At 77.0% G+C, this 2,974-nt stretch carries 4 protein-coding genes; 1 reads left to right on the plus strand and 3 read right to left on the minus strand.

Annotation, left to right across the window (positions count from 1 at the left end):
• Positions 1 to 379: FxsA family protein (locus tag ABEB16_RS17035; RefSeq protein ID WP_345713417.1), on the plus strand; the 379-nt coding region annotated here is incomplete at its 5' end.
• 108 nt (positions 380 to 487) lie between these two features.
• On the opposite strand, the gene ABEB16_RS17040 is transcribed toward ABEB16_RS17035, so the two are convergent.
• The 3 genes from ABEB16_RS17040 to ABEB16_RS17050 all read right to left on the minus strand — a co-directional run.
• The gene (locus tag ABEB16_RS17040) at positions 488 to 832 is read right to left on the minus strand and encodes an RNA polymerase-binding protein RbpA (protein ID WP_345713418.1); all 345 of its coding nucleotides are present in this window, start codon (positions 830 to 832) and stop codon (positions 488 to 490) included.
• A gap of 306 nt (positions 833 to 1,138) precedes the next feature.
• On the minus strand, positions 1,139 to 2,662 hold the full coding sequence (locus ABEB16_RS17045; RefSeq protein ID WP_425560237.1) for an MFS transporter: 1,524 nt from the start codon (positions 2,660 to 2,662) through the stop codon (positions 1,139 to 1,141).
• On the minus strand, positions 2,659 to 2,974 hold a 316-nt coding region (locus ABEB16_RS17050; RefSeq protein ID WP_345713419.1), incomplete at its 5' end, for a glycerophosphodiester phosphodiesterase family protein. The genes ABEB16_RS17050 and ABEB16_RS17045, both read right to left, overlap by 4 nt.

The raw sequence follows: 2,974 nt of genomic DNA on the forward strand, positions 1-2,974 counted from the left end.
GACGGCCGCGGCGGCCGGGGCCGGTCTGCTGCTGCTGTTCCCCGGCCTGCTCACCGATGCGGCGGCGGGCCTGCTGCTGCTGCCGCCGGTGCGCCGTGGGCTGGCCGGGGCCGGGCAGGGGTGGCTGCGACGACGCCTGGCCCGGGCGGTGGCCGCCTCCGGTGGCGGGCGGCTGGTCGTGGGGGAGGTGCACGTGGCACCCACCGACGCCGGGGATCGCGCAGGGCGCGGCCCGGCACGCGGTGCGACCCGGCGGCCGGGCCCCGCGGAGCGGGACGGCGCGGCAGGGCAGGTCGTGGAGGGCGAGCTCGTGGAGGGCGAGGTCGTGGAGGGCGAGGTCGTCGACCCCGACGTGGACGGACCCCGGCCCGGGCGCTGACCCGGCCGGACACGACGACGGCCGGCCCCCGCGGGGACCGGCCGTCGTCGTGGGTCGTCACCGGGCAGGGCCCGGTGACCGCTCCGGTGCTGTCGGGGCGGGCGCCGCTCAGGCGCTGCGCCGCAGCTGTCCGCTGCGCAGCAGCGCCAGGCGCTCGTCGAGCAGGACCTCCAGCTCGGCGATGGTGCGCCGCTCCAGCAGCATGTCCCAATGGGTGCGCGCCGGACGCGACGCCTTCTTCTCCGGCGCCTCGGCGTCGTCGCGCAGCGCCTCCGCGCCGCAGCGGCACTCCCACACCGGCGGCACCTCGGCCTCCACCGACATCGGTACCACGACCACGTGCCCGTGCGGGCAGTGGTAGGTGACGCGCTGGCGCTCGGCCGGCTCGACACCCGACTCGCTCTCCAGGCTCGCGGCTCCCAGGCGGCTGCCCCGCAGGTTGCGCTCGCTCATAACACACCTCCCGACGATCCCCTCCACCGCAGCCCGGATCGCTGGACAGTCTGGAGAGGTTCCACTTGATTGAACGCGGACACGGCGGAGGGTGTTCCGCCCGCACTGCGCCGACGGTGTGAACGTCGTGTGCCCGGTGCGGCACCCTCGCCGCGCCCGTCCCACCGGCACCGCCCGCCCCTGCCACCCCGCCGGTCCCTCGAGGGCTGGCGCCGGGACACCGCCTCGCCGCACGCGACGCCTCCTCACCCCGTCACGCGCCCCACCCGAGCACCCCACCCGAGCACCCCGCCTCGGCGCGCCACCTCAACGCGCCACGGATCCGGCCGCGCCTGCCGCCCCCGGCAGGTCGGCGCCGTCCTGCGGTCGTGCACCCGCCGCGGCCTGCGCCGCTCCCGCCGCCACGTCCACCCGCGCCAGCAGCAGCGCACCCACCGCGAAGAACGCCACCAGCGCAGCCAGCGCCGGCCGGTAGGAACCGGTGAGCTGGAACACCAGCCCGAACACCAGAGTGCCCGCCCAGCTCGTCCCGCGCTCGCCGGCCTGGTACAGGCTGAAGAATTCCGCCTCCTGCCCGGCGGGCACGAGCTGGCTGAACATCGAGCGCGCCAGCGCCTGCGTGCCGCCCAGCACCAGCCCGATGCCCACCCCCAGCACCAGCCACGCCCCGAACTGCCCCGGGCGCAACCCCAGCGCCGCCGCCAGCACCACCACCCACAGCACCAGCCCGGCCAGCACGGTGCGCTTGGCCCCCACCCGCACCGCGACCTGCCCGAACAGCAGCGCCCCGACGAAGGCCACCCCCTGCACCAGCAGGATCGTGGTGATCAGCTGCGACTGGTCGAAACCCAGCTGCTCCTGCCCGTAGATGCTCGCCGCGTAGATGACCGTCTGGATGCCGTCGTTGAAGACCAGGTACGCCACCAGGAAGCGCCGCGCCTGCCGGTACCGCCCCAGCCCCCGCACCGTGCGCACCAGCTGCCGCAGCGGCGCCAGCGGCCCGCTGCCGGCCTGGCGGGCCACGAGCACCGCCGCCGGCTGCGGGGCCCGCCGCGGCAACCGCCGCAACCCCCACACCGGTACCAGCGTGAACACCGCCCACCACAGCCCCGCCACCGCCAGCGACACCCGCACCGCGCCCTCGGTGTCCAGCCCCACCGCCTGCGGGGCGGACACCAGCGCCAGGTCCGCCCCGAGCAGGGCGAAACCCGCCAGGTACCCCAGCGCCCAGCCGCGCGAGGAGGTCCGGTCCCGCAGCGCCGGTGGTGACACGTCGCACAGCAGCGCGTCGTACACCACCAGGGAGCTGGCCAGGCACGCGGTGGCCACCACCAGCAGCACCACCCCCAGCTGCCAGCGGGTGCCGGACACCGCCACCATCGACGCCGCGGCCGCCGCACCCGCCCACGCCAGCACGCCCAGCCACCGGTGCCGGTGGTCGCTGCGGTCCACCAGCGCCCCCACCAGCGGCAGCAGCAGCGCCGACAGCACCGTGGCCGCCGTCACCGCGTACAGCGCCAGCGACCCCGGCGCCACCGGCAGCCCCAGCAGCGACAGCCGCGCGGTGCACTCCTGCCCGGCGGCGAGGTCACCGCACGCCGCGCGCCGCGCCACCGACGTCAGGTACGGCCCGAAGAGCACCGCCGCGCTCGTGGTGACGTAGGCGGAGTTCGCCCAGTCGTAGACGTACCAGCTCCGCCGTGCCCGCCGCAGCGGATCGGTCAGCGACCCCCGCCCCGTCGTGTCCCGCCCCGTCGTGTCCCGGCCCGTCGTGTCCCGGCCCGTCGTGTCCCGGCCCGTCGCCGGGTGCTGCGCACCGCCGTCGCTCACGCCGACCACTGCCCCCGCGCGCGCAGCACGTCGCGCAGCACGTCGGCGCGGTCGGTGATGATGCCGTCCACCCCGACGTCCAGCAGGGCGTGCATCTGCGCGGGCGCGTCCACCGTCCACACGTGCACCTGCAACCCCTGCGCGTGCGCGGCGCCCACCACCTGCTCACCCACCAGGCGCACCCCGCCGGCGCGCACCGGCACCTGCAGCGCCACCACCCCCCGGCCCCCCAGCCACCGCAGCGGCCGCGCCCGCACCCCGAACCCGGCGACGAACAGCGCCGCGCCGGCCCGTGAGGCGGAGGAGGCCACC

The sequence above is a fragment of the Kineococcus glutinatus genome (genome assembly GCF_039542765.1).
In the GTDB taxonomy this organism is placed as follows: domain Bacteria; phylum Actinomycetota; class Actinomycetes; order Actinomycetales; family Kineococcaceae; genus Kineococcus_A; species Kineococcus_A glutinatus.

Excerpts from the sequence above, each read along its gene's own strand:
- ABEB16_RS17040 (WP_345713418.1), bottom strand. The coding sequence starts at position 832 with ATGAGCGAGCGCAACCTGCGGGGCAGCCGCCTGGGAGCCGCGAGCCTG.